The sequence below is a fragment of the Streptomyces sp. NPDC003379 genome (genome assembly GCF_053589195.1).
Genome location: NZ_JBSFRK010000021.1, coordinates 112,047 through 136,845, shown reverse-complemented (window position 1 = coordinate 136,845; position 24,799 = coordinate 112,047). Strand labels below are relative to the sequence as shown.

Annotated in this window: 26 protein-coding genes; 17 read left to right on the top strand and 9 right to left on the bottom strand. The window is 71.5% G+C overall.

Annotated elements, in window-relative coordinates:
- Positions 1–767: 767 nt before the first annotated feature.
- From ACWDVB_RS22280 to ACWDVB_RS22265, 4 genes are all read left to right on the top strand, one after another.
- The gene (locus ACWDVB_RS22280) at positions 768–1,760 is read left to right on the top strand and encodes an ROK family protein (RefSeq protein ID WP_451516505.1); all 993 of its coding nucleotides are present in this window, start codon (positions 768–770) and stop codon (positions 1,758–1,760) included.
- The gene (gene nagA, locus ACWDVB_RS22275) at positions 1,760–2,914 is read left to right on the top strand and encodes an N-acetylglucosamine-6-phosphate deacetylase (RefSeq protein WP_451516504.1); all 1,155 of its coding nucleotides are present in this window, start codon (positions 1,760–1,762) and stop codon (positions 2,912–2,914) included. The genes ACWDVB_RS22280 and nagA overlap by 1 nt, the downstream gene beginning before the upstream one ends.
- Before the next feature lie 226 nt (positions 2,915–3,140).
- Positions 3,141–4,076, top strand: coding sequence for a 1-phosphofructokinase family hexose kinase (locus ACWDVB_RS22270; RefSeq protein ID WP_451516519.1), 936 nt, complete (start codon positions 3,141–3,143; stop codon positions 4,074–4,076).
- Between the two features lie 146 nt (positions 4,077–4,222).
- Positions 4,223–5,074, top strand: a complete 852-nt coding sequence (locus ACWDVB_RS22265; protein WP_451516503.1) for a class II fructose-bisphosphate aldolase — start codon at positions 4,223–4,225, stop codon at positions 5,072–5,074.
- 7 nt (positions 5,075–5,081) lie between these two features.
- Here ACWDVB_RS22265 and ACWDVB_RS22260 read toward each other — a convergent pair whose 3' ends face one another.
- Complete coding sequence (locus tag ACWDVB_RS22260; protein ID WP_451516502.1) at positions 5,082–6,110, bottom strand: carbohydrate-binding protein; 1,029 nt, start codon at positions 6,108–6,110, stop codon at positions 5,082–5,084.
- Positions 6,111–6,197: 87 nt separating this feature from the next.
- The gene (cdgB, locus tag ACWDVB_RS22255; protein ID WP_451516501.1) at positions 6,198–7,838 is read right to left on the bottom strand and encodes a diguanylate cyclase CdgB; all 1,641 of its coding nucleotides are present in this window, start codon (positions 7,836–7,838) and stop codon (positions 6,198–6,200) included.
- Positions 7,839–8,272: 434 nt separating this feature from the next.
- Here cdgB and ACWDVB_RS22250 point away from each other — a divergent pair, with 434 nt between their 5' ends.
- Positions 8,273–8,764: a flavin reductase family protein gene (locus ACWDVB_RS22250; protein WP_451516518.1), complete on the top strand. Its 492-nt coding sequence runs from the start codon at positions 8,273–8,275 to the stop codon at positions 8,762–8,764.
- Between the two features lie 46 nt (positions 8,765–8,810).
- On the opposite strand, the gene arfB is transcribed toward ACWDVB_RS22250, so the two are convergent.
- The gene (gene arfB, locus ACWDVB_RS22245; protein ID WP_451516500.1) at positions 8,811–9,239 is read right to left on the bottom strand and encodes an alternative ribosome rescue aminoacyl-tRNA hydrolase ArfB; all 429 of its coding nucleotides are present in this window, start codon (positions 9,237–9,239) and stop codon (positions 8,811–8,813) included.
- 211 nt (positions 9,240–9,450) lie between these two features.
- Between arfB and ACWDVB_RS22240 the strand changes: the two genes are divergently transcribed.
- The 3 genes from ACWDVB_RS22240 to ACWDVB_RS22230 all read left to right on the top strand — a co-directional run bounded on the left by ACWDVB_RS22240 (position 9,451) and on the right by ACWDVB_RS22230 (position 10,864).
- Positions 9,451–10,026, top strand: a complete 576-nt coding sequence (locus ACWDVB_RS22240; protein ID WP_451516499.1) for a TerD family protein — start codon at positions 9,451–9,453, stop codon at positions 10,024–10,026.
- 157 nt (positions 10,027–10,183) lie between these two features.
- A complete protein-coding gene (locus ACWDVB_RS22235) occupies positions 10,184–10,561 on the top strand; it encodes a VOC family protein (RefSeq protein ID WP_451516498.1) in 378 nt (125 codons plus the stop codon).
- Positions 10,562–10,702: 141 nt separating this feature from the next.
- A complete protein-coding gene (locus tag ACWDVB_RS22230; RefSeq protein WP_451516517.1) occupies positions 10,703–10,864 on the top strand; it encodes a DUF6879 family protein in 162 nt (53 codons plus the stop codon).
- A gap of 8 nt (positions 10,865–10,872) precedes the next feature.
- Here the strand turns inward: ACWDVB_RS22230 and ACWDVB_RS22225 are convergent, their stop codons facing one another.
- Both ACWDVB_RS22225 and ACWDVB_RS22220 read right to left on the bottom strand, forming a co-directional pair.
- Positions 10,873–11,064 (bottom strand): DUF397 domain-containing protein, encoded by a 192-nt coding sequence (locus ACWDVB_RS22225; protein WP_451516497.1) that lies wholly within the window; start codon positions 11,062–11,064, stop codon positions 10,873–10,875.
- Between the two features lie 11 nt (positions 11,065–11,075).
- Complete coding sequence (locus tag ACWDVB_RS22220; RefSeq protein ID WP_451516496.1) at positions 11,076–11,930, bottom strand: helix-turn-helix domain-containing protein; 855 nt, start codon at positions 11,928–11,930, stop codon at positions 11,076–11,078.
- Between the two features lie 218 nt (positions 11,931–12,148).
- Here ACWDVB_RS22220 and ACWDVB_RS22215 point away from each other — a divergent pair, with 218 nt between their 5' ends.
- From ACWDVB_RS22215 to ACWDVB_RS22200, 4 genes are read left to right on the top strand one after another with little or no spacing between them, the layout of a single operon-like run.
- Positions 12,149–12,646: an ATP-binding protein gene (locus ACWDVB_RS22215; protein ID WP_451516495.1), complete on the top strand. Its 498-nt coding sequence runs from the start codon at positions 12,149–12,151 to the stop codon at positions 12,644–12,646.
- A 46-nt stretch (positions 12,647–12,692) separates the two neighbouring features.
- Positions 12,693–13,073 carry a PadR family transcriptional regulator gene (locus ACWDVB_RS22210; protein WP_451516494.1) on the top strand — a complete coding sequence of 127 codons (381 nt, stop codon included), beginning with the start codon at positions 12,693–12,695 and terminating at the stop codon, positions 13,071–13,073.
- Positions 13,051–14,115 (top strand): hypothetical protein, encoded by a 1,065-nt coding sequence (locus ACWDVB_RS22205; protein ID WP_451516493.1) that lies wholly within the window; start codon positions 13,051–13,053, stop codon positions 14,113–14,115. Before ACWDVB_RS22210 ends, ACWDVB_RS22205 begins: the two co-directional genes overlap by 23 nt.
- 48 nt (positions 14,116–14,163) lie before the next feature.
- Complete coding sequence (locus ACWDVB_RS22200; RefSeq protein WP_451516492.1) at positions 14,164–14,673, top strand: GNAT family N-acetyltransferase; 510 nt, start codon at positions 14,164–14,166, stop codon at positions 14,671–14,673.
- Between the two features lie 59 nt (positions 14,674–14,732).
- Here the strand turns inward: ACWDVB_RS22200 and ACWDVB_RS22195 are convergent, their stop codons facing one another.
- Positions 14,733–16,211, bottom strand: a complete 1,479-nt coding sequence (locus ACWDVB_RS22195) for a M1 family metallopeptidase (protein WP_451516491.1) — start codon at positions 16,209–16,211, stop codon at positions 14,733–14,735.
- Between the two features lie 250 nt (positions 16,212–16,461).
- Between ACWDVB_RS22195 and ACWDVB_RS22190 the strand changes: the two genes are divergently transcribed.
- Entirely contained in the window at positions 16,462–16,965 is a 504-nt protein-coding gene (locus tag ACWDVB_RS22190) for a hypothetical protein (protein ID WP_451516516.1), read from the top strand.
- 25 nt (positions 16,966–16,990) lie between these two features.
- Here ACWDVB_RS22190 and ACWDVB_RS22185 read toward each other — a convergent pair whose 3' ends face one another.
- Positions 16,991–17,677 (bottom strand): pentapeptide repeat-containing protein, encoded by a 687-nt coding sequence (locus tag ACWDVB_RS22185; RefSeq protein WP_451516490.1) that lies wholly within the window; start codon positions 17,675–17,677, stop codon positions 16,991–16,993.
- Between the two features lie 114 nt (positions 17,678–17,791).
- Here ACWDVB_RS22185 and ACWDVB_RS22180 point away from each other — a divergent pair, with 114 nt between their 5' ends.
- The 3 genes from ACWDVB_RS22180 to ACWDVB_RS22170 all read left to right on the top strand — a co-directional run bounded on the left by ACWDVB_RS22180 (position 17,792) and on the right by ACWDVB_RS22170 (position 21,591).
- On the top strand, positions 17,792–19,024 hold the full coding sequence (locus ACWDVB_RS22180; RefSeq protein WP_451516489.1) for an FAD-dependent oxidoreductase: 1,233 nt from the start codon (positions 17,792–17,794) through the stop codon (positions 19,022–19,024).
- Between the two features lie 88 nt (positions 19,025–19,112).
- A complete protein-coding gene (locus ACWDVB_RS22175; RefSeq protein WP_451516515.1) occupies positions 19,113–20,129 on the top strand; it encodes a zinc-binding dehydrogenase in 1,017 nt (338 codons plus the stop codon).
- A gap of 91 nt (positions 20,130–20,220) precedes the next feature.
- The gene (locus tag ACWDVB_RS22170; RefSeq protein WP_451516488.1) at positions 20,221–21,591 is read left to right on the top strand and encodes a GNAT family N-acetyltransferase; all 1,371 of its coding nucleotides are present in this window, start codon (positions 20,221–20,223) and stop codon (positions 21,589–21,591) included.
- Positions 21,592–21,603: 12 nt separating this feature from the next.
- On the opposite strand, the gene ACWDVB_RS22165 is transcribed toward ACWDVB_RS22170, so the two are convergent.
- The gene (locus ACWDVB_RS22165; RefSeq protein ID WP_451516487.1) at positions 21,604–22,095 is read right to left on the bottom strand and encodes an N-acetyltransferase family protein; all 492 of its coding nucleotides are present in this window, start codon (positions 22,093–22,095) and stop codon (positions 21,604–21,606) included.
- A 291-nt stretch (positions 22,096–22,386) separates the two neighbouring features.
- A complete protein-coding gene (locus tag ACWDVB_RS22160) occupies positions 22,387–23,187 on the bottom strand; it encodes a DsbA family protein (protein ID WP_451516486.1) in 801 nt (266 codons plus the stop codon).
- Positions 23,188–23,314: 127 nt separating this feature from the next.
- Between ACWDVB_RS22160 and ACWDVB_RS22155 the strand changes: the two genes are divergently transcribed.
- The gene (locus ACWDVB_RS22155; protein WP_451516485.1) at positions 23,315–24,739 is read left to right on the top strand and encodes an NAD(P)/FAD-dependent oxidoreductase; all 1,425 of its coding nucleotides are present in this window, start codon (positions 23,315–23,317) and stop codon (positions 24,737–24,739) included.
- The last annotated feature ends 60 nt before the right edge of the window (positions 24,740–24,799 follow it).

Sequence of the window (24,799 nt, the reverse complement as noted above, 5' to 3'; positions counted from 1 at the left end):
GGAAAAGCTGTGCCCGCATCACGTCTCAGCCGTACGCCGCTCCCAGGCATCGGCAGCCCCACCCCAAACCGCCGCTGCGCGGCGGATGCCTCCCACCCACCCGCCCGTGCACCCCGCGTCGAAACGTCCACGCAGGAGCACGGCACCCTGAACTGCGGTCGCCTACTGAGGCCCCCTCCCGGGCAGAGGATCGCCTCGTCCCATGGCGAACCTGCCCCACCCCTAACCGCCGCTGCGCGGCGGGTGTCTCCCACCCACCCACCCGTTTGCCCGGCATCCAGGCCTCCACGTAGGAGCACCCACGCTCCTACCCGAGGTACTCGACGCGGGGCAAACGGGCGGGTGGGAGGGGAACTCCCGCCGCGCAGCGGCGGGCCTGCTTCTACGAGGCGATCGTGGCGCCGGGTAAACGGGCGGGTGGGAGGGAGACAGCCGCCGCACAGCAGCGGGCCTGGCCCCTACGAGGCGACCGTGGCGCCGGGTAAACGGGCGGGTGGGAGGGAGACAGCCGCCGCACAGCAGCGGGCCTGCTCCTACGAGGCGACCGTGATGCCGGGTAAACGGGCGGGTGGGAGGGAGACAGCCGCCGCGCAGCGGCGGGCCTGCTCCTACGGGGCGATCGTGGTGCGGGGTAGGCGGAACGTTTTCGGCGCGGCGCGACGCGGTGGGCCCGCCGGTCGGCCCCGCGTGGCCCGAAGAGGGGATCCCCCGCACTGGACAGCGAAGTGGACTAGACCTTTCGTAGGGTGACGCGCGAGACTGTCTGCGTGAGACACGTCATCGCCCTCGATGTGGGCGGCACCGGAATGAAGGCCGCCCTGATAGGGGCGGACGGCACCCTGCTGCACGAGGCGCGCCGCCCGACCGGGCGCGAACGCGGCGCCGACGCCGTCGTCGAGGGCATCCTCGGCTTCGCCGAGGACCTCCGCGCACACGGCATCGCCCACTTCGGCGAACCCGCCGCCGCGGCCGGCGTAGCGGTGCCCGGCATCGTCGACGCCGCCCGCGGCATCGCCGTGTACGCGGCCAACCTCGGCTGGCACGACGTACCCCTGAGGGACCTCCTCAGCGCCCGCCTGGAAGGTGCCCCCGTGGCGCTGGGCCACGACGTCCGCACGGGCGGCCTCGCGGAGGGCCGCATCGGCGCGGGCAAGGGCGCCGACCGGTTCCTCTTCGTACCGCTGGGGACGGGGATCGCCGGGGCCATCGGGATCGGCGGCGCCATCGAGCCCGGCGCCCACGGCTCGGCCGGCGAGATCGGCCACATCGTCGTACGCCCCGGCGGCCCGCCCTGCGGCTGCGGCCAGCGCGGCTGCCTGGAGCGCCTGGCGTCCGCGGCGGCGGTCAGCAGGGCCTGGGCCGAGGCGAGCGGCGACCCGGAGGCGGACGCCGCGGACTGCGCGAAGGCCGTGGAGTCCGGTGACCCCCGCGCCGAGGAAGTCTGGCGGAACGCCATCGACGCCCTCGCCGACGGCCTGCTCACCGCCCTCACCCTGCTGGACCCGCACACGCTGATCATCGGTGGCGGTCTGGCCGAGGCCGGGGAAACCTTGTTCACGCCGCTGCGGGCCGCCGTCGCGGCACGCGTCGTCCAGTTCCAGACGCTGCCGGAGATCGTCCCCGCGGCCCTCGGCGACACCGCCGGATGCCTGGGCGCGGGCCTGCTCGCCTGGGACCTGCTCAACGAGAAGCCCAAGACCGACCCCACGTCCGACGACACGTCCGACGACACGTCCGACCCCACGGAGGAAACCGCCTGATGGCCACTAGCAAGGTTCTCGCCGGTGCCCAGGTGGTACTGCCCACCGGGACCGTCACCAACGGCCGCGTGACCATCGACGGCACACGTATCGCCGGGAGTCCCCCTCCCAGGGACGCCCCCGGGGACGCCGAGACCGTCGACCTCACCGGCCACTGGGTGGTCCCCGGCTTCGTCGACCTCCACAACCACGGCGGCGGCGGCGCCTCCTTCACCTCCGGCACCGTCGACGACGTACTCAAGGGCGTCCACACGCACCGCCTGCACGGCACCACCACCCTCGTCGCCTCCACCGTGACCGGCGAGATGGACTTCCTCGCCCAGCGCGCCGGGCTGCTCAGCGAACTGGCCGAGCAGGGCGACATCGCCGGCATCCACTTCGAGGGGCCGTTCATCTCGCCCTGCCGCAAGGGCGCCCACAGCGAGGCGCTCCTGCGCGCCCCCGACCCCGCGGACGTCCGCAAGCTGATCGACGCGGCCCGCGGCCACGCCAAGATGCTCACCCTCGCGACCGAACTGCCGGGCGGCATCGACTCGGTGCGCCTCCTCGCCGAGCACGGCGTCATCGCGGCCATCGGCCACACGGACGCGACGTACGAGCAGACGGTCGAGGCGATCCACGCCGGCGCCACCGTCGCGACGCACCTCTTCAACGCGATGCCGGGCCTCGGCCACCGCGCGCCCGGCCCGATCGCTGCCCTCCTGGAGGACGAGCGGGTCACCGTCGAGCTGATCAACGACGGCACGCATCTGCACCCGGCCGCCCTGGAGCTGGCCTTCCACCGCGCGGGCGCGGACCGCGTCGCCTTCATCACCGACGCGATGGACGCGGCGGGCTTCGGCGACGGCCGGTACATGCTCGGCCCGCTGGAGGTCGAGGTGAAGGACAGCGTGGCGCGGCTCGTCGAGGGCGGCTCGATCGCGGGTTCGACGCTGACCCTGGACCGCGCCTTCAAGCGCTCGGTGACCGTCGACAAGCTGTCCGTCGGGGCCACCGTCCGCGCCCTGTCGGCCAACCCGGCCAAGCTCCTGGGGATGTACGACCGGGTGGGCTCCCTGGAGCCCGGCAAGGACGCGGACCTGGTGGTCCTGGACGCGGACTTCGACGTCAAGGGCGTGATGCGCAAGGGCGAATGGGTGGTCGAGCCCGCTTAGACCGAACCCGCCCGGACCCACTGGGCAAGCGGTAAAAGGCGGTTGGCCCTCACCCCTGGGCCAACCGCCTTCTGTTTGGCATGATCAGAACCGGAAGCAGGGCGACAGCCGGACTGGCAACAGCAACAGCACCGGCACGGGCACCGGCACCGGCACCGGCACCGGCACCGGCACCGGCAACAGTCGTACAGGCAGCAGTCGTACAGGCACTTCGGGGGTGGCAAAGGTGATCCTCACCGTCACGCTGAACACCGCCCTCGACCTCACCTACCGCGTCCCCACCCTCACCCCGCACACCTCGCACCGCGTCACCGAGGTGACCGAACGCCCCGGCGGCAAGGGCGTGAACGTCGCCCGTGTCCTCGCGGCCCTCGGCCACGACGTGACCGTCACCGGCTTCGCGGGCGGCGACACGGGACGCGCCCTGCGCGAGCGCCTCGCCGCCGAGCCCCGCCTCACGGACGCGCTCGCCCCGGTCGCGGGCGCCACCCGCCGCACCCTCGCCGTGGTCGACGCGGCGAGCGGCGACACCACCCAGCTCAACGAGCCGGGCCCGAACGTCACACCCGCCGAGTGGGCCGCTTTCCTGGAGACGTACGAGGAGTTGCTGCGCGCCCCCGGTACGACGGCGGTCGCGCTCTGCGGCAGCCTGCCGCCCGGCGTGCCCGTCGGCGCGTACGCCCTCCTGATACGTTCCGCGCGCACCGCCCGCGTCCCGGTGCTGCTCGACACCAGCGGGGAGCCGCTGCGCCGCGGTGTCGCCGCCCGCCCCGACGTCGTCAAGCCCAACGCCGACGAACTCGCCGAGCTGACCGGCTCCCACGAGCCCGAGCGGGCCACCCGTGACGTCCGCCGCAGGGGCGCGCACGCCGTGGTCGCCTCGCTCGGCGCCGACGGCCTCCTCGCCCTCACGCCGGACGGCTGCTGGCAGGCGCGGCCGCCCGCGCTGGTGCGCGGCAACCCGACGGGCGCGGGTGACTCGGCGGTCGCGGGCCTGCTCTCCGGGCTCGCCGAAGGCCTGCCGTGGCCGGAGCGGCTCGCGCGCGCCGTCGCCCTGTCGGCGGCGACCGTGGCGGCACCGGTGGCGGGCGAGTTCGACCCGTCGACGTACGAAGACCTGCTGGCGCGGGCCACGGTGACCGCCCGCACCACCGCGGCGTAACAGGCACAGCCCACCCCATCCCCCACGACGCACCGCCACGCACAACCCACACACGCACCGCCACACACGCACCGCCACGCACCACCCACGAAGAGCCGTATTCGCACCGCACAACGGGGCGCAGCGCCCCGGGAATTGGGGAGCACGTGCCACTCGTCAGCACCGGCGAACTCGTCGCGGAGGCCCGCGCCGCGGGTCACGGCGTCGCCGCGTTCAACGTCATCACGCTGGAGCACGCCGAGGCGATCGCGCTGGGCGCCGAGCGCGCCGGGACCGTCGCGATCCTCCAGGTCTCCGAGAACGCGGTGAAGTTCCACGGCGGCCGCCTGGGTGCCATCGCGGCGGCGACGGCGGCGGTGGCCCGCGCCTCGTCGGCCCGGCTCTCCCTCCACCTGGACCATGTGACGGACGTGGAACTGCTGCGGTCCGCCCACCCGGAGGGCTTCAGCTCCGTCATGTTCGACGCGTCGAAGCTGACGTACGGCGAGAACGTGAAGGCGACGGCGGACGCGGTGCGCTGGGGCCGCGAGCGCGGCATCTGGATCGAGGCCGAGCTGGGCGAGGTCGGCGGCAAGGAGGGCGAGCCGCCGCTGGACGCGCACGCGCCCGGCGTGCGCACGGATCCGGTGGAGGCGGCCGCGTACGTCGCCGACACGGGCGTGGACGCGCTCGCGGTGGCCGTCGGCTCCTCGCACGCGATGACGGAGCGCACGGCCACCCTGGACCACGAGTTGATCGCGTCACTGGCGGCGACCGTCCCGGTACCCCTGGTCCTGCACGGCTCAAGTGGCGTGCCGGACACGGAGATCCGCCGGGCGATCGCCTCCGGCATGGTGAAGATCAATGTCGGCACGGCCCTCAACACGGCGTTCACGGGCGAGGTCCGCGCCTATCTGGCTGCGCACGGGACGGGCGTCGACCCCCGGAAATACCTCGCCCCGGCTCGCGAGGCGATGGCCGGGACGGTGGCGGGATTTCTGCGGCTGCTCGGCCGCTGAGTGGAGGCTAGCCCCGGTCGCCCTCGACCAGCCACATCTGGTCGATGTTCGCACCGGCCGTGCCGCACAGGTTGCTCTGCTCGCAGGTGAGCGTGACGGTGTTGGTGCCCTTGGTGAGCTGGACCACCGCCCAGGTGTTGGTCCAGCCCTTCTCCCAGTCCCCATCCTTCGCGTGGGCGAAGTTGTCCATGTTCAGGGGGCGGGTCTGCTTCTTGCCGTTGACGAGGATGGTGGCGTTGGAGTCCTTGCCGGGCACGCCGTAGTTCACGCGCAGGCTGTACGAGCCGGTCTCGGGGATGCCGTTGACGGTCCACGTCACCTGGGCGCCGACCTTGTCGAAGCCCGCCACGTAGACCCCGCCGACGGCCTTGGCGCCGTCGATGTCGGACGCCGTGGTCGTGCCGCCCTCCAGCTTCAGGGCCTTCGCGTCGGTCTTGGGCAGCTCGGTCTTCTTCTCCGGCTTCTTCGTCGGCTTCTCGCTCGGCTTGACCGACTCGGCCTGCGTCGGCTTGCCGCCCGCTTCCTTCTGCCCGCCCTTGTCGTCGCCGCGGCCGAACAGCATGGCGGCGCCGATGCCGATGGCGACGACGGCCACCACCGCGATGGCGGCGATCAGCAGCCCCTTGGTGTTGGGGCCCCTGCCCCGGCCACCGCCACCGCCCGCGCCACCGCCCGCGCCTCCGCCCGCGCTTCCGGGCGCGTACTGCGGTGACGCGACGGGCGCGCCGCCGGGCTGCGCCTCGGGCGCGGTGTAGTGCGCGTTCGGCCGGCCGTAGGGCTGCTGGCCCTGCGGGGCCTGCTGCTGCGGGACCTGCTGGCCGTACTGCTGGGTGGCCTGGGCCTGTCCGTACGAGGGGCGCCGGTCGCCGACCGCTCTCACCTGGTTGTAGGACCGGGGACCCGGGTACCCATAGCCGCCGCCACCGCTGGGCGGGGTCGCTCCGGCCGCCTGTCCGTCCTCGTACAAGTAGCCGAACGGATCGTCGTCGCCCTGCGGCGCGCTCGGCGTGTTCTCGCCGTTATTGCCGGGCGTCATTCCCAGGTCACTCCCTCACATCGCTGACGCCGGGAGCCTACCCGGTCCGACTGGGCCCAAAGGGTGGCGTTGACCTCATCGAGACCGTCAGCCGGCCCGCCGCTGCTGCTTGGCACGTGAGCGTTTCTCCACGTACATCCGCTGGTCGGCGGAGTGCAACACTTCGTCGGCCGACATCCCGCAGTGCGCCCAGCCGATGCCGAAACTGGCCCCTACACGCACGGCCCTGCCGTCGACGCGGATCGGCGGGATGATCGCGTTCCGCAGCCGGACCGCGAGGTCCTGGGCGTCGGCGCGGCCGAGGCCGTCGGCGAGGACGACGAACTCGTCGCCGCCGAGCCGCGCCACCGTGTCCCCGTCACGGACACCGCTGGTGAGACGCCTGGCGACCTCGATGAGAACGGCGTCACCGGTGTGGTGCCCGAAGCGGTCGTTGATCGACTTGAAGCCGTCGAGGTCGCAGAAGAGGACCGCGAGACCCTTGGTGCCGTCGTCCACGTCCCCTTCCCTGCCCTGGGGCGCGACGGTGTGGACGTGGGGGTCGAAGCCCTCGTCCTGCTGCTGGTGCGAGGCGTTCCCGAAGTCGAAGCCGTGTTCGTAGGCGGCGTCGAGGGAGTCCACGGCGCTGGGCCGGCCCGCGTGCGGCCTGCGACAGAGACGGGAGCTGAGCCGGGCCCGCAGCTCGGCGGAGTTCGGCAGTCCGGTGAGGGAGTCGTGCGAGGCGCGGTGGGCGAGCTGGAGCTCGCGGCGCTTGCGCTCCTCGATGTCCTCGACGTGTGTGAGCAGGAAGCGGGGCCCGTCGGCGGCGTCCGCCACGACGGAGTTGCGCAGCGACACCCATACGTACGTCCCGTCGCGGCGGGCGAGGCGCAGCTCGGCGCGGCCGCCCTCGGCGGAGGTGCGCAGGAGCGTGCCGATGTCCTCGGGGTGGACGAGGTCGGAGAAGGAGTAGCGCCGCATCGCGGAGGCGGGGCGTCCCAGGAGGCGGCAGAGCGCGTCGTTCGTACGCAGGATGCGGCCGTGCTGGTCGCCGCCCATCTCGGCGATGGCCATGCCGGAGGGCGCGTACTCGAAGGCCTGCCGGAAGGATTCCTCACTCGCCCGCAGCGCCTGCTGTTCGCGCTCCAGGCGGACCAGGGCGCGCTGCATGTTGGCCCGCAGCCGGGCGTTGCTGATCGCGATGGCGGCCTGGAAGGCGTACATCTGGAGGGCCTCGCGGCCCCAGGCGCCGGGCCTGCGGCCGTTGCGGGGCCGGTCCACGGAGATCACGCCGAGCAGCTCGCCGCCGGCGGCCCCGGTCGCGTACATGGGAGCGAAGAGGCGGTCGGCGGGGTGCCACTCGTCCTCGAAGCGGGGCTCGGGTCCTTCGGTGTACCACTGGGGGACGTCGTCGTCGTCGAGGACCCAGCCCTCGGTGTACGAGATGAAGCGCAGGGCGCCCCACGGCTCGCCCATGGCGAGGCGGCGGTCCCAGGCGTCGCGGGAGCCGACGCGGCCGGTGATGAGGGCTTCGGCGGAGGGGTTGCCGGCGAAGGCGGCGACGACGAGGTCGCCGTCGGGGCGTACGAGATTGACGCAGGCCAGCTCATAGCCAAGGCCGTTGACGACGCCGTCGGCGACGGTCTGCAGCGTGTCCGCCAGGCTCCGGGCCGTGTTCAGCTCCGCCACCACCTGGTGCAGCTGCCGCAGGGTCGCAAGACGGACGTACGGCTCCGACTCGGTCTCCATGCTCGTTCTCCCCGAGACCTCGACAGCAACTCCAGGATTGCGCGGCGCCCGCAGTGATTTCTGTGCCCTTGTGCCCTCAGTGTCTTATTGCCACCGTCACTGAATCACAGCGAGCTGCCCACTCGGTACACAGGGTCAACAAAATATGGGTCCTGTGACTCAAGTCACAGGTGAGGCACCGGCGTTGGTCCAGTCCCTTGGCCTAGTCCACCGCACTCCGGGGCACCGCGTGCCACCTTGCGCAGTTCTTTACCATCGGCCGCCGGTCCTAGGACCGGTCTCGGCCCAGGGCCCGATGTGGCGAGGTGGGCGTCCGGGCTAGCGTCGACACCGTGGCTCACGTACTGAAGACTCTCCCGGCCCCGCCTTCCCCCGGCCGCCCCTCCGCGCATGGGCATGCTGATGGGGTGAGCAACGACGAGTTCCGCGCGGCGATGTCCCGGCTGGCGGCGGGCGTGGTCCTGGTGACGGCGTGCGAGCCGTCCCTGGACCCCGACGATCCCGGCGCCCCGGTGGGCGAGGACGTGGGCATGACGGCGACGGCCTTCGTCTCCGTCTCGCTGGAGCCGCCCCTGGTCATGGTGAGCCTGCGCGAGGGCTCCCGGATGGACGACCTGCTCGCCGAGCAGCCGAAGTGGGCGGTCTCGGTGCTCTCCGAGAGCCAGCGCCACATCGCGGGCCGCTTCGCGATGAAGGGGCGCATCAGCGACCGGCTGCTCTTCGAGGACATTCCGTACACGCGCGGCACGGAGTCGGGCGCTCCGCTGATCGGCGGCGCGCTGTCGACGCTGGAGTGCAGCACGGAACAGACGGTGACGGCGGGCGACCACACGCTGGTCATCGGCCGCGTCCTCACGGCGTCGCTGCCGAGCGCGGACGGGGGGCCGCTGATGTACTTCCGGGGCCGGTACCGACAGCTGGGCTGAGCCCGCCGGAGTCACCAGCTGGGGCTGAGCCCGCCAGGGTCGGCCGCTAGCCCCAGCCCTGTCCCGAGCGGCCGCGCTTGGTCTCGCTGCGCTGTTTCTTGTTCCGCAGCCTGCGTTCGTTGATCCCGCGCGGGATCTTGGTGGCGCGGCGCGGCTTGGGCGGCGGGGCGGTGGCCTCGGCGAGCAGAGCGGTGAGACGCGTGGCGGCCATCTCCCTGTTCCGCCACTGGGAGCGGTGCTCACTCGCTCGTACGCTGATGACGCCGTCGACGAGCCGGGACGCGAGCCGCTCCAGGGCCCGCCGCTTCCACACCTCGGGCAGCGCGTCGGTGTTCGCGAGGTCGAACCGCAGCTCGACCTGGGAGTCGCTGGTGTTGACGTGCTGACCGCCCGGCCCGGACGACCGCGAGAAACGCCACATGAGCTCGGCCTCGGGCAGGGAGACGGAGCCGCGGATGAGATGGGGACCGGACATGTCCCCATGGTCGCTCGTCTGTCGGGCTCACGTCACGCTCTTTTCGGGAGCGGCCAAGAGAGTTCGGTTGCGTAAAGAAAGTAAAGCCATGCGGAACCTTGGGGACCCCGGTCGGCGTTGGTACCAGTGAAGGTAGCTTCGTCCCCAGTACGAAGCCCGTACGCACTGGCTCAGACGCGGTGCGTCGTTACGAGGGAAGGGACTCCCAACAATGGCAGTAAGCCTGTCCAAGGGTGGCAACGTCTCGCTCACCAAGGAGGCTCCGGGCCTGACCGCCGTCACCGTGGGGCTCGGCTGGGACGTCCGCACCACCACCGGCACCGACTTCGACCTGGACGCCTCCGCCATCGCGGTGAACACGGAGGGCAAGGTCTACTCCGACCAGCACTTCGTCTTCTTCAACAACAAGGCGACGCCGGACCAGACCATCGTCCACACCGGTGACAACGTCACGGGCCAGGGCGAGGGCGACGACGAGCAGATCAACGTCAACCTGGCGGGTCTGCCGGCCGACATCGAGAAGATCGTTTTCCCGGTCTCGATCTACGACGCCGAGAACCGCTCGCAGAACTTCGGCCAGGTCCGCAACGCGTTCATCCGCATCATCAACCAGGCGGGTGGCACGGAGCTCGCGCGCTACGACCTCTCCGAGGACGCCGCCACCGAGACCGCCATGGTCTTCGGCGAGCTGTACCGCAACGGCGCGGAGTGGAAGTTCCGCGCGGTAGGCCAGGGCTACGCCTCGGGCCTGGTCGGCATCGCCCAGGACTTCGGCGTCAACGTCTGAGCCGACGGACGCGACCGGCTGACCCCAGCTCAGCCAACACCCAGGAGGGCCCCGGCGGCAACGCTGCCGGGGCCTTCCGGCGTCCACGCGCACAGGGTGCCTTCCTCCCGGCGTCCACACCCGGCGCCCTCCCCCGCCCTGCCCTACGCTCTCCGCCATGATCGCCGAACTGCAATGCGTGGTCCTGGACTGCCCGGACCCTCCGGCCCTGGCGGAGTTCTACCGGACTCTCCTGGGCGGCACGGTGAACCACCCGGACCCCCGCTGGTCCACTGACTCCGACTGGACGACCTTGCACACCCCCACGGGCCAGGTCCTCACCTTTCAACGAGCTGCGGACCACGTCCCGCCCCGCTGGCCCGACCCGTCGTTCCCGCAACAGTTCCACCTGGACCTCCAGGTACCCGACCTGGACGCCCCACGCGAACAGATCCTGGCGGCGGGCGCGACACTGCTGGACGACCACTCGGGCGGCAACAGCTGGCACGTCTACGCGGACCCGGCGGGCCACCCGTTCTGCCTGGTTCGCCACTGACTCCCACCGCCTGGACGCCGCCTGGCGGCTGGAGACGCGGCGCGGATACGCCCCGGACCGAAATGGCACTGCAATGTCCGGGCTCAGACCGCCCAGGGCAAGCGGTTCGAGCGGGCTTCTTGCTGGCGACCGGCCTTGGCAATGTCACCTCACTTCGACGAGGACGACACCACCCTGGGATTCGAAGTGGTCGAGGAAGCCTGCGCCGTACTCGCCGCCTGCCAGGCACACGACGCCGCATGGCATCACGCGGTCCCTACCGTGGAGTTCCAACGGGGGGCACGTGCACGTTCCACTGGGTGAGCAGTGCGCTAGCGGGGTGCGGGTCCGGAGGTGTTCCGTAGGCCACGTATCAGCGCCGCGAGGCCTGCGGGGCTGACGGTGAGTATGTCGCCGGGGGTGTCGCTCTCGCGGATGAGGACGCGGTCCTCCTGCTGGGCCAGCTCGACGCAGTTCTCTCCTCCAGCCCCGGAGAAGGACGACTTCTGCCACTGAACAGACATGGTGCGGGCTCTCATACTTCTCTCGCGATGCGGTGGATGAACTTCCTGGACTCCTCGGCATCGAGTGCAGCGCGCTCTGCGATGTCGAGCAGAGTTCCGTACTTCTTCAGTTGTGCACCGACGCCGAGGTGAACACCTCCCACGGCTGTGTCCACCTGGACAGTGTCCAGTTGAGGGACGACTCCCCCGGCGTAGAAGACCGGCTGAGTGGCCTCGACGAACTTCTCGCAGGCGAAGGGGATGACCCGCAGGGTGACAGTCGGCCATTCGGAGACTCTCAGCAGGTAGTCCAACTGCCCCTGTACGACCTTGCGTCCACCGGCTCGCATACGCAGCGCCGCTTCATGGATGACCACTCTGAACGAGGGCGCGACGTCACGGTCGAAGATGCGTCGGCGCTTCAGTCTGAACTCCACCCGGAGGTCCACCTCCTCTGCCGGGAGCAAGGGGATGTGGCCGCCATAGATGGTGCGCGCGTAGTCCTCCGTCTGGAAAATGCCAGGGAGCGTCATCGACTGTAGGGCGCGAAGATACGTGGCGTGGTGCTCAAGCTCTGCCATGTCCAGGAACCCGGGAGCGAGAACGCCTCGGTACTCGTCCCACCAACCCTGCCCCCGCGACTCTCGCGCAATGGCGCACAGCGCTTCGATCAGCTCCACTTCGTCGCATGAGTAGAAGACCGCGAGTCGTCGGATTCGCTCCTCGCTGACGCCGATGCGGCCGGACTCGATGTTGCTGATCTTTGCCTGGTCCGTCGACAGCAGCCCGGCGGCCTCCCGAGCCGTCTTGCCTGCTAGCTCCCTCAACTTCCGCAGCTCTGCTCCGAGTCGAGCCTGTCGAGCCGTGGGGTTGTCTCTCGGTGGCATGGTCCCTTCCCTTTCAGTGTCCGAGTCTGCCGCGTCTTGAGAAACGGGTCCACTCACTCGGGTGAATCTCGCCGACAAGCTTGCCCCGGGGCAAGTATGCCCCTAGCTTCAAATCGTCATCGCGCCGCACGCCAGTGAACCCGCAGAGCAGCCACCGCAGGTGGCCGAGCCACGGTCGCACGCGGTTCAACCCATCCAGTGAGCCGGGAGTTGGATGCATGGACGCCCCACCGAACACCGCCCAGACGTACCACCTCACCACCCCCAGCACCCCCCTCTCCCCCAAGATCTGCCGAGATACCGTCACCCTCCTCCTGACCCTCGCCGGGAGGCCCGAACTCGCCGACACCGCCCGCACCCTCGTCTCCGAAGTCGTCACCAACGCCGTCATGCACACCAAGTCACCGACCATCGGCATGGAGGCCGTCGTCATGGCCGGAGGCGGCGTGCGCGTCTCCGTGTACGACGACTGCCCCACCGAACCGCTCGCCGCACTCGACGTGTCGCGCGACGACCGCGAGCACGGGCGGGGGCTTTTTCTCGTGCAGGCACTCGCCCACGACTGGGGCACCGCCCCGTTGGGTCCCCCCTGCCTCAAACCCGGCGGGAAGAACGTGTGGTTCGAGCTGCGGCAGCGGCAGGATCCCGAGGATCCCCACGGCTACGAGCGCACCGAGGTCGGGATGTGCAGTTCAGCGACTATTCTGGGTTCTTGAATAGTCCGGCAGACCGGACAGACCTAAGAGAGCCGGAGAGGGAACCGTGGTCGCTGACCAGTCCACCGCCTGGGCCCGCGCCGCGCTGCCCCTCTGTCTGCTCGGGGTCCTCGACGGTGAGGAGAAGAGTTACGGGTACGCCCTGCTCAGCCGGCTCGGTGATGCCGGGCTCCGTGGGGTCAAGGCGGCGACGCTCTACCCCGCCCTCACGCGCCTCGAAGAGGAAGGCGCTGTCGCGGTCGAGTGGGGTGCCGGGGAGGGTGGGCCCGGGCGGAAGTACTACCGGATCACCGAGGAGGGGCGGGCGAGGCTGCGGCGTGACCAGGCCGCGTGGGGTGACTTCACCCGGATCGTCGCCTCTCTCATCGGTCTCATCGGCAAGGGTGAAGGCGAGGGGGAAGACATTGGGCACGACACGGATACCTGAGCTGGTCTGGGTGCGCGAGGAGGACCAGGACTGGGCCGACTCCGTACACGTACGGCTCGTACTCGATCACGACGCGCCCGCCGGGCTCGCCGACGAGGTGCTGGCCGAGGCCCACCAGGTCGTGGACGAAGCCGGGCTGCCCGCGCTCGAAGTCCTCGGTGACCCGGACGCGTACGCGCGTACCGTCGCCGCCGAGCGCATCAGCGAGGAGCACCGGGCCAAGGTCGACGCGCACGGCATGACCCCCGGAGAGCGCGTCTCCGCCTCGCTCGCGACGCTCGGGTTCATCGGATTCGTCCTCTGCGTCCTGGACTGGATCGAGGACGGGTTGTGGGTGGAGGGGAGCTGGGCCTCGCTCGCCGGATGCGCGACGGTCGTGGTCGTCGCCTCGCTCGGCATCCTCGCCTTCGTCGCTCGCGGCGCCGGACGGATCCGTGGCGTGTGGGGCATGTGGGGGCTCCTCGCTGGGGCCGTCTGCGCCGTCGCGGGCGGGGCGGCCGTCACCGCCACCGCGCCCGGGGAGCGGCTGTTCAGCGTGCCCGTGCCGGTGCTCATGGCCGCGTGCGCCGCCTGGACCGTCGGCGCCTACGCGTTCCCCGACGCGACTCTCGACCGGTGGTTCACGCCCCGGCCGCACGGCGACGACGAGCAGTGGCTGACGCGGCTCGAAGGGCTGCTGCGGGGGCGGCACGCCATGACGGCCGCCGAGGCGCGCGGCCACGTCGGGGAGGCGCGGCAGCATCTCGCCGGGGGCGGCCTTGAGCGCGCCGAGGACGCCTTCGGTGACGTCGAGGTCTACGCCATGCGGCTCGCCGAAGGGCCCCGCAAGCGGCAGCGCCTCGCACGGCACAAGCTGTACCGCGCCGCCGCGATGGCCGTGCTGTTCGCCGTGCTGTCCGTGGACGAGGCGCTCGACACGCGGGGCCACTTCTCGGGCTGGGTCGCCTGCTACGTGGGCACGGCCGGCTGCTGGGCCTGGAGCGCGATCAGTGAGTGGCGCCAGGCACGGAAGCCGGGCGGGGCCGACCCGTCGTCCGGTTGATCCGTTGCTCCGCCTTACCGGCCTGCCTGCCCCGCTAGCCTGCCCCGCATGATCCTCGAACAGCTCGTCGCCGTCGACGGCGCCCTGCCCGGTCACCTCCTCACCGAGGTGACCGCGCTGTACGCGGCCAACCGTGAGTTCTCCGCGCTCAGCGGGGACTTCCCCGATCCGGACGACATCCGTGTCGAGCAGGTCGCCAAGGCCCTCGCGGACGAGCTCGCCCACCCCGACGCGGAGGTGCTGCTCGCCCGCTCCGAGGGGCGGCTCGTCGGGGTCGCCGTCACCCTCGCCCGCCATCCCGACCCCACCGATCCCGACCCGTGGATCGGGCTGCTCATGGTGGCCCCGGAGCTTCAGCGCACGGGCGTGGGCCGGGAGTTAACGACCCTCGTGGAGGCACGGTTCCGGGACGCGGGGCGGGACGCCGTGCGCCTCGCGGTCCTGGAGAACAACCCCAAGGCGCTGCGGTTCTGGACCGCGCTCGGCTATCTCGTCATCGGGCACCGTGAGGACCGGGCCCGGCACCGGCCGTGCGCGGTGCTGCGCAAGCCGCTGTGAGGAAGGAAGGTCCGAGGGGCGGTCGGCTCAAGGGCGGCCCGGCTCAAGGGCGGCCTGGCTCAGGGACGGGCCGGCTTGCCGTCCCCGTACAGCCAGTCCCCCCAGATCCGGCTGACCTTCTTCCGCGCCTCGTCGCCGCCCGCGTGCTTCTCGACGTACTCGGTGAAGTCCCTGGTATCCGCGTTCTTGTGCCGGTACGTCTTCGCCCAGCCCTGCACGATGTCGTAGAACGCGTCGTCGCCGACCGCCCGGCGGATCTTGTGGATGACCATCGCGCCGCGCTCGTAGACCGGCGGCTCCGAGATGTGCGCGGCGTCGGTCGGCTTGGCGGGCGGGAAGTCCCAGATCGCCTCGTTATCCTCCTCGTCCGCGTAGAGGTCCCCCTCGTACAGCGCGTCGAACGTCTCCTGCGCGCTGTCGCCGCCGTTGTCCTCCTCGTACAGCCACTCCGCGTACGTCGCGAAGCCCTCGTTGAGCCACATGTCCCGCCACGACTTGGGCGTGACGGAGTCGCCGAACCACTGGTGGGCCACTTCGTGGACGAGGGTCGTGGTGTCGAAGCTGTCGATGGGGAAGACGGGCCTGGTCTGGGTCTCCAGGGCATAGCCCGCTTCCTTGGCGCGGACGACGATGACGCCGGCCGACGAGAAGGGGTACGGGCCGAAGTTGAGCTCCGCCCACTCGATGACGTCGGGGAGCTTCGCGAGGACCTTCTTGCTCGCCTTCGTCTGGGAGGCGTCGACGGCCGTGGTGATCGGCAGCCCGTCGTCCGTCGTCGACGTCTCCATCTCGTACTTGCCGACGGCCACGGTCGCCAGATAGCTCGCCATCGGTTCGGCGCTGTGCCAGGCGAAGGTGGTGCGGCCGTTCTTGGTCGACTCGCGCGTCAGCTCGCCGTTGGAGACGGCCTTGAGGCCCTTGGGGACGGTCACCTCTATGTCGTACGAGGCCTTGTCGCTCGGGTGGTGGTTGCCCGGGAACCACGCCATGGAACCGGTCGGCTGGCCGAGCGCGAGCGCGCCGTCCGCCGTCTTGAGCCAGCCCTCCTTGGAACCGTCGGCGTCGGTGATGGTCTCCGGGGTCCCGGAGTAGCGGACAGTCGCCACGAATGTCTCGCCCCGGTCAAGTTCGTCGGCCGGACGGACCTTCAGCTCGTGGCCCGCGCGCTGGAACCGGGCCGCCTTGCCCTCGACGGTGACGGCCGAGACGTCGAGCCCCTTCAGGTCGAGGCTGAAGGAGCTGAGGTTCTTCTCGGCGCGGGCGGTGATCTCGGCGGTGCCGGTGAGGTGGCGGGATTCGGGGTCGGGGTCGTAGCCGAGTCGCAGGCCGTAGTGCGTGACGTCGTAGCCGCCGTTGCCCAGCTTGGGAAAGTACGGGTCGCGCACGCCGTCCGTGCCGGGGGTGCCGTCCACGCCGGAGCCGCTGCACGCGCTGACGGTGGCGAGGAGGGCGAGGGCGAGGGCGAGGGCACAGGCGGCGGTGCGGGGCGCGGCAGTGACTCCAGTACCGGTACCAGCACTGGTTCCGGTACCGGTCATGCTGGCGGCTCGGGTCACGGTGGCGGCTCGGGCGGCCGGAGATCGCTGGGGCACGCGGATGATCTTATGCGGCAATTGTTCGCCCAATGGCCGCTCATCGCGTCCGGGGTATCGGGGTACCCGGGTATCGGGGTATCCCGGTATCGGGAACCGACTCGGAACCGACCCGAACGCGCGAGCAGCGATGCGTTTCCGCAGGCCACAGGCCGTGGGCCCGCTTGAGCCCGCGCGCCGTGACACCATCGACCTCGTGCTCGACATCGGCTACGCGCTCTCCCGCCGCTTCCCGGACCCTCCCCAGCTGGACTACAGCAGGGCGGACGTCCACACGCTCCGGCACGACCTCTTCTGCGGGGACGTGTATCTGGCGGACACCAAGGCCGACCGGGAACTGTCCACAGCCTGGGGATGGGTTCCCGTGCTGGACTTCGCGTGGGCGCTGTGCGACATCGTGGAGAACCTGGACAAGGATCCGCTCGGCAGCCGGGCATCCCGCCCCCAGTACGCGGAGCTCGACTTCACGGAGTCGACGGACCGGATGCTGTTCGCCCGGCGCTTCGGCTGGGTGGACATCGAGGCGGACTGGATGGATCCCGAGGAGCCGCCGCTGAGCTTCTCCCACGCGGAGCTGCGGCGCGAGGCCCGTGACTTCCTCCACGACCTCATCGCGGACCTCACCGACCTCCACGACTCCCTCGCGGACAACCCCACGCTCTGGTCCCTCCAGTCCCGCTTCCCCCGCACCTCCCCCTAACCCCTTCCACCCCGGCGCGCCCGCCCTAGGCCCCGGGGCCAGCCACTCGTACGCCCACCTCCGCCGCGAATCCTCCCGCCAGCTCAATCAGCTGCCCAGGGCTGATGACCGCCCCGGCCATCGCCCCCACACCCCGCGCGATCTCCAACTGCCCCGCCGCCCGGAGATCGACGTCCTTCATCCGCACCCCGCTGAAGTCGACGCCCCGCAGCACACAGTCCCGGAACTCCACCCGCTCCAGGGTCGCGTTCCCGAAGTCCGGCTCCACCAGCACGCACTCCTCGAAGATCACATCCCGCAGCCGCGCCTTCCGCAGGTTCAGGTAGTCGATCTTCCCGCCCCGCACCACGACCCGTTCCAGCACACCGCCGTGCAACTGCACGCCACCGAGCCGGGCGTCGACGACCTCCACGTCCCGCAGCGACGCCTCCGCGAGATCGGTCCCCACTCCCCGCAACTCGCTGAGCACGGAGTCGACGAACCGTGCCCGGGTCAGCCGGGTCTCCCCGACCCCGCACCTCACCAGCGCGCAGTCCATGAAGAGCGCGCCGCCACCGTCCTGACCGCCGAGGTCGAGGCCGCTGAACTCCACCCCGTCGTAGTCCCCGTCGGGCTCCAGCTCCCCTCCCTCGAAGGGCCGCAGCGGCGGCAGCCGCACCTCGGCCCGCCGAGCCGCCTTGACCACACCCACAGCCTTCGCCTTCTCAACCATGCCCCCATCGTGCCCGCCGCCACTGACAACGCCCCGATGTCACATCCGGCCCTCCCCCACGCGTCGAGGAGACAGAGGCCCCATCCCCAAGCACCCACAGAGGGAGCCCGATAAATGCCCCACGACACCCACAGCCCACGCCCACATCCCACCCACACCCCCACCCCCCTGACCATCATCGGCGGCGGCATCACCGGCCTCACCGCCGCCATCACCGCCGCCGAGGCCGGTGCCCGCGTGACCCTGCACGAGTCCCACCACACCCTCGGCGGCCGCGCCCGCACCGCCGAAGGTCCGTACAAGACGAACGAGGGCCCGCACGCCCTCTACAACGGCGGCCCCCACTGGACCTGGCTCAAGCAGCGCGACCTCATCGGCCCGCTGGCGCCCCTCCCGCCCCTCGAAGGCGCCCGGCTCCGCCTCCACCACCACGGCACGCTGCACCGCATGCCGCCCCTCGCCATGCTCAAGCTGCTGCGCCGCAGGAGCGAGCAGGCGCCGGTGGACCAGGACTTCACCACGTGGGCCACCGGCCAGGTCGGCGAGGAGGGCGCGCGCGCCGCCGCGCACTACGTCGCCGTGGCCACGTTCCACCACGACCCCGGTTCGCTCTCCGCCCGCTTCGTCCAGGAGCGCCTGCGTCGCGCGACGAAGCTGCCTCCGGAGGCGCACTATCCGCGCGGCGGCTGGGCCTCGGTCATCGACCGCATGGCGGCGCTCGCCTGGAACCTGGGCGTACGCGTGGAGACGCTGGCCCGCGTCGACAGCCTCGCCGACGTACCGCAGAACGGCCCGATCGTCGTGGCGACGTCGCTCGACGCGGCCCGCCGCCTCCTCGGCGGCGGCGATTCCCTGCGCTGGGAGAGCGGCCGCACCGCACTCGTCGACGTGGCGGTCCGCTCCCGCAAGGGCGATGCCTTTGCCGTCTCCGACCTGGACCGGACGGGCTGGGTCGAGCGTTTCACCGCCCAGGACCGCACACTGGCCCCCGAGGGCGAGCAGCTCGTCCAGGCCCAGATCCCCCTCTCCCCCGACGAGACGAAGGCGGCCGGCGTCACCCGCGCCGAGCACCTGCTCGACCTCGGCTTCCCCCACTGGCGGGAGCGCCTGACCTGGCGCCGCGCCTCGGTGGCGAACGGCCGTACGGGCGCGCTCGACCACCCCGGCACCACCTGGCGCGACCGCCCCTCGATCGACCGCGGCCACGGCGTCTACCTCGCGGGCGACCAGGTCGCGGCGCCGGGCCTGCTGTCGGAGGTGTCGTTCAACAGCGCGGTGGAGGCGGTGACGTTGGCGCTGACCAGGTCGAGGCTTGCGAGGCTTGACCTCAAGTCCGCTTCAGGTTGAAAGGTGGGGGTCCACAGCCACCGGCATCCCCGACCGGCTGGGCCCGCACGACCCACCCAAGGAGCCCACCATGCAGGCCAGTGCCACCATGCACGCCATCCGCCTCCACACCTTCGGCCCCGCCGAGAACCTCGTATACGAGGAGACGGCCGCCCCCGAACCGGCCGCGGGCCAGGTCCGCGTCACCGTTGCCGCGGCCGGCGTGCACCTCCTGGACACCGCGATCCGCGAAGGCATGCAGGGCCCGCTGCCCGAACTGCCCGCCCTGCCGACCATCCCGGGCCGCGAAGTGGCGGGCACGGTCGACAAGGTGGGCGACGGCGCCGACCCGGGCCTGCTCGGCAAGCGCGTCGTCGCCCACATCGGCTTCGCCCCCGGCGGCTACGCCGAGCAGACCGTCACCGATGCCTCCCGCCTCCACGAACTCCCCGCCGACCTGGACTTCGCCGAGGCGGTCGCCCTCATCGGCACGGGACGTACGACGATGGGGATCCTGCAGTTCGCGGAGCTGACGCCCGACTCGGTGGCCGTCATCCCCGCCGCGGCGGGCGGCATCGGCACTCTCCTCACTCAGTACGCCAAGCACAGGGGCGCCACCGTCATCGGTCTGGCGGGCGGCCCCGAGAAGACGGCACGCGTCCGCGCGAACGGCGCCGACCTCGCCGTGGACTACAAGAACCCGGCCTGGCCCGAGGACGTACGTACGTATCTGAAGGAGGAGCTCGACGGCCGCCCCGCGACCGTCGTCTTCGACGGCGTGGGCGGCGAGGCGGGACTGGCCGCGGTCGGCCTGCTCGGGCCCGGCGGCGTGCACGTCGTCTTCGGCTGGTCCGGCGATGGCCTGCGCGACGGCGAGGCGCTGACGTTCAGCGAGGAGGAGCTGGCCGCGCGCGGCATCACGCAGGTCAATGTCCTCGGACCGGCGATGATGCGGAAGGCCGGCGGCGACAACCCGGTCCGCACCCTGGAGCTCGCCGCCCTCACCGAGGCGGCGACGGGCCACTTCACCCCGGCCGTGCAGCGCTACCCCCTGGCCGAGGCGGCGGCGGCGCACCGCGCGCTGGAGACCCGCGGCACGATGGGCAAGGTGGTCCTCACTCCCTGACGCCCCTGACGCCCCCACGCTCCCCCTTCCGCCACCCGCCGGGGCCGAAATCCAGCTGCCCACACCGCATCCGGGAACTACCGTCCGTTATATGGATATGGAACCCGTCCAGCCCCTCGCCCAGCGCTCCATCCAGTTCCGCGACGTCCCCGAGACGGAGATCGACCGCGCGCTGTCCCTCGCGTACCTCGTCTTCCACGAGAGTCCGGAGGACGAGAAGCGCAAGCACCACCACGACCTGCTGCTCGGCTGCACCCGCATCGGCGCGTACGACGGTGACGAACTCGTCGGCTTCCTCGCGGCGTTCCCCTTCACGGTCTCGGTCCCCGGCGGCGAAGTGCCCTGCCCCTCCTTGACGTTCGTCTCCGTGGCGCCGACGCACCGGCGGCGCGGTGTGCTCTCCGGGATGATCGCGGAGCTGTTCGGCAGAGGCGCGGCCGACGGCGCGCCGATCGCCGCCCTGTGGGCGTCCGAGGACGCCATCTACGGCAGGTTCGGCTTCGGCCCCGCCACGCACGGCAACACCGTGGAGGTCGACTCCCGCCGCCCGCTGGCCCTGCGCATCACACCCGACGACCGCCCGCTGCGCCTGGTCGACCCGGCCGACGCCCCGGACGTGCTCGGTCCGTATTACGCCCGCACCCGCACCGAGCGCGCCGGCCGCCTCGTCCGTACGGAGGCGTGGTGGCGCGAGGAGTGGATGGTGAAGGAGGACGAGGAGGACGACGAGTTGTCCCCGCCCCGCATCGTCACCCTCGAAGCCCCCGGAGACCCCGCTGGCTCCCCCGGCTCCACCACCCCCAGCAGCCCTACCAGCCCCATCCGCCCCATCGCCGGGTACGCCATCTACCGCACCAAGACCCGCGACGACGCCCCCGGCCTGGTCCGCCTGGACGACCTGGAGGCGGACACTCCGGCCGCCGCGGCCGCCCTGTGGCGCTACCTCGCCTCGATCGACCTGACGGGCGTCGTCCGTGCCTGGGGCCGCCCCCTCGACGATCCGCTGCTGCTCTTCGCCGCCGACCGCGACCAGGTGCGGATCACCGGGCAGTTCCCGGCGCTGTGGGTCCGCCTCATCGACGTACGCGCCGCGCTGACCGCCCGCTCCTGGGCGGCTCCGGTGGACGTGGTCCTCGACGTGCGCGACGACCGCCTCCCCGCCAACGCGGGCCGCCACCGCCTGACGGCGTCCCCCGAAGGCTGTACGTACGAGAGGTGCGAGGAGTACGAAGGGTACGAGGGGTACGAGGGGTACGAGGACAGGTACGAGGGGACGGAGCGCCCGGTTCCGGCCGATCTCACCCTCGACGTGCGCGACCTGGCCGCCGCCTACCTCGGCGGGACGACGATCGCCGCCCTGGTCGGCGCGGGCCTCGCCCAGGAGCACACCCCGGGCACGGCGTCGGCGCTGGACGCGGCGCTGCGCACCGCCCGACTGCCGCACACCGTGGACGAGTTCTAGGCCGCCCCCGGCCTAGGCCCCGGCGGCCCGCGGTGAGCCCAGCTCGGTGAGGGCCTCGTCGGTCAGCCGGTACACGGTCCACTCGTCCTGCGGCCGCGCGCCGAGCGACTTGTAGAAGTTGATGGAGGGTTCGTTCCAGTCGAGGACGGACCACTCCAGTCGCTCGTAACCGCGCTCCACGCAGATGCGGGCGAGCTCGGTGAGGAGCGCCTTGCCGTGCCCGCCGCCGCGCGCCTCGGGACGTACGTACAGGTCCTCCAGGTAGATCCCGTGCACGCCCCGCCACGTCGAGAAGTTGAGGAACCACAGCGAGAAGCCCACCACGTCGCCGCTCGCGTCGTCCTGCGCGATGTGCGCGAACGCGGCGGGCCGCTCCCCGAAGAGCGCCTCGTGCAGCTGCTCCTCGGTGGCCTTGGCCTCGTCGGGCGCCTTCTCGTACGTGGCGAGGTCGCGCACCAAGGCGTGGATGACGGGGATGTCGGCGGGTGTGGCGGTACGAATCATGGGGGCAGGCTAGCCAGCGGCGGCCCGCCGAGGTCAACGCCGTCTCACCAGCCGAGCAACACCTCTCTGGCGGCGCCTCGACGCCCCAGCAGCAGCCGCCCGAGCGTCCAGGCGCGCACCCGCTCCCGGTCGAGCCCGGGAAACGCCATCGGCCTCGCCCATGACCTCGCGCACCGCGCCCCCGCACCGCTCGCGCGTCAGATCCCACCGCTCGACGAACTCCCGTACGCGCGTAGGCGGTACGTCGGTGAAGGCGCGCGTTCCGGAGCCGCGCGCCCAGGGGTTCCCGCGTCAGGAGATCCCGGCCGACTTGAGCTCCTTGGCGAACGCCCCCTGGTCGTAGAGCGAATCACCCGCCGGCTTCTCACCGTCGACGAGGACGGTGGGCGTGCCCCGGATCCCGTCGTCGCCGAAGGTCGTCATCGCCTCGCCGACCCACTTCTTGTACGTCCCCTTGGTCACCGCCTTGTCGAAGGCGCCGCCTCGCAGCCCGTCGACCTTGTCGGCGATCTTCAGCAGGAAGGCCGGGGTGTAGGCGTCGTCCGACTCCTCCTCGGGCTGGTTGGCGAAGACGGCGGCGTGGAACTGCGGGAACTTGCCCGCGTCCACCGACGCCCGCAGCGCGTTCGCCGCGTTCACGGAGCCGCTGCCGCCCAGGTTCCTGTCGAGGAACGAGGCGATCACGTACTCGACCTTGACCTTGCCGTCGGCCACCGGCTCGACCAGGGCCTGCGCCCCGCCCTCCTCGAACTTCTTGCAGAACGGGCAGCGTGAGTCCTCGTACACCTTGACCGTGTGCCGGGCCTTCGGATCGCCGACGGTGATCACACCGCCCTTCACGGAGGCGGGCACCTTGGCGAGCCGGGCGCTGGACGCCGACGGAGCCTTCGCCTCGGGAGCGCCAGGAGCATCGGACTCCGGCCCCGTCGACTCGGGCGCGGCAGACGACGACTTCCCGGCGTCACCGCCCTTGCCACCGCCGTTGTCGCCACCGTCGGGACCACAGGCGGACGCGGCCACCCCGATCAGCGCCGCGGCGGCCACCGCGGTGGCGACGCGCCCGGCCTTGCGCCCGGCCTTGTGTACGGCCATGAGTTGATCCTCCAAGTTTCGGACAGGTCCCGGATTCCAGTTCCAGTCCCAGCGCCAGTTCGAGTTGCGCCCAAAGTATCGGAACATGACCTCCCCACCGCCCCCACCTGCGCAGTAACGTCCGCCCATGAGCAGCAGCACGACCAACACGGACCCCTCGACCGGCACCGTCAACGGCGGCATATCGTTCTGGTACGCGGACGACGGCCTGCCCGCGGCGCGCGAACCCCTGACCTCCGACGCCACGGCGGACGTCTGCGTCGTCGGCGGCGGCTACACCGGCCTGTGGACCGCGTACTACCTCAAGAAGGCCGCCCCCTTCCTCCGCATCACCGTCCTGGAGCAGAAGTTCTGCGGCTACGGCGCCTCCGGCCGCAACGGCGGCTGGCTCTACAACGGCATCGCGGGCCGCGACCGCTACGCCAAGCTGCACGGCCACGAGGCCGCGGTCCGCCTCCAGCGGGCCATGAACGAGACCGTCGACGAGGTGATCCGCGCCGCCGCCGAGGAGTCCATCGAGGCGGACATCCACCAGGGCGGCGTCCTGGAGATCGCCTACACCCCCGCCCAGTTGGCGCGCCTCAAGTCCTTCCACGCGACCGAACTCTCCTACGGCGAGAAGGACCGCACCCTGCACGGCGCCCGCGAGACCGCCGAGCGCGTCCGCGTCGCCGGAGCCGTCGGCTCCACCTGGACCCCGCACGGCGCGCGCCTGCACCCGGCGAAACTGGTCAAGGGCCTGGCGGAGACCGTGGAGGCCCTCGGCGTCACGATCCACGAGTCGACGCCGGTCACGGAGATCAGACCGAAGCACGCGATCACCCCGTACGGCACCGTCCGCGCCCCCTACGTCCTGCGCTGCACGGAGGGCTTCACGGCCTCCCTCAAGGGCCAGCGCCGCACCTGGCTCCCCATGAACTCCTCGATGATCGCGACGGAACCCCTGTCTCCCGTCCAGTGGGAGTCCATCGGCTGGGAGGGCCGCGAAACCCTCGGCGACATGGCCCACGCGTACATGTACGCCCAGCGCACCGCCGACGACCGCATCGCGCTCGGCGGCCGGGGCGTCCCCTACCGCTACGGCTCGAAGACGGACAACGACGGCCGCACCCAGCAGCCCACGATCGAGGCGCTCCACACCGTCCTGACCCGCTTCTTCCCCCAGCTCGCCGGAGTCCGCGTGGCCCACGCCTGGTCCGGCGTCCTCGGCGTCCCGCGCGACTGGTGCGCGACGGTCACCCTGGACCGCGCGACCGGCCTCGGCTGGGCCGGCGGCTACGTCGGCTCAGGCGTCGCCACCGCCAACCTCGCCGCCCGCACCCTGCGCGACCTGCTCCAACAGGACTCGGGCCAAGCGGGGCCCACGGACCTCACCACCCTCCCCTGGGCCAACCACAAGGTCCGCAAATGGGAACCGGAACCCTTCCGCTGGCTCGGCGTCCACGGCATGTACGCCACGTACCACGCAGCCGACCGCCGCGAACAGACCACCCACACCACGAACTCCTCCCGCCTGGCCCGACTGGCGGACCGGGTGGCGGGACGGCACTGAGCGCGCGACACCACGGACGACGCACAAAGGCGAAAGGCCCAGGCCACCTCTCAGGTGACC